Source organism: Vibrio sp. 704 (assembly GCF_033339295.1).
In genome coordinates this window covers 1-800 of the sequence record NZ_JAWOUH010000303.1, presented here as the reverse complement: position 1 = coordinate 800, position 800 = coordinate 1, and the positions used below count along the sequence as shown (strand labels likewise).

Below are 800 nucleotides of genomic sequence, written 5' to 3'. Positions count from 1 at the left end.
GAAGCGATTGAAGTGTTTGCCACCAACCTAAAAGATTTGTTGATGGCAGCACCGGCAGGCCCTCGTGCGACGCTGGGTCTCGATCCGGGTCTGCGTACAGGCTCTAAAATCGCTATTGTCGACCCTACTGGTAAAGTGCTTGCAACAGAAACCATCTACCCTCACCCACCACAAAAGCAATACGACAAATCAGCGCAAATCGTTGATCAGTTGGTGCGCAAATACAACGTGGATTTGATTGCGATAGGTAACGGCACGGCTTCGCGTGAAACCGACAGCTTTGTCGCAGACGTGATCAAACGCGGCAACCTGAAAGTTCAGAAGATCATCGTAAGTGAAGCGGGGGCATCGGTTTACTCAGCATCTGAGCTTGCAGCGAAAGAGTTCCCAAATATGGACGTATCTCTGCGTGGTGCGGTGTCGATTGCTCGTCGTCTGCAAGACCCGCTAGCGGAGCTCGTTAAAATCGATCCTAAATCGATCGGTGTGGGCCAATATCAGCACGATGTTAGCCAATCTATGCTGGCAAAACGTCTTGATGCGATTGTCGAAGACTGTGTAAACGCGGTGGGTGTTGATGTGAACACTGCCTCTGCAGCGCTACTGACGCGCGTTGCAGGCTTGTCGAGCACCATCGCACAGAACATTGTCGACTTCCGTGATGAAAACGGTCGTTTCGAAGCACGTACAACTTTGAAGATAGTGCCTCGTTTAGGTGCTAAGGCGTTCGAGCAGTGTGCGGGTTTCCTTCGTATTATGGATGGTAAAAACCCACTGGATGCCTCTGCAGTGCACCCAGA

The 800-nt window shown here is 51.2% G+C and carries 1 protein-coding gene; it reads left to right on the top strand.

What is annotated here, in order from left to right; all coding sequences use genetic code 11:
• On the top strand, positions 1-800 hold an 800-nt coding region (locus R7R24_RS26070; RefSeq protein ID WP_318120024.1), incomplete at both ends, for a helix-hairpin-helix domain-containing protein.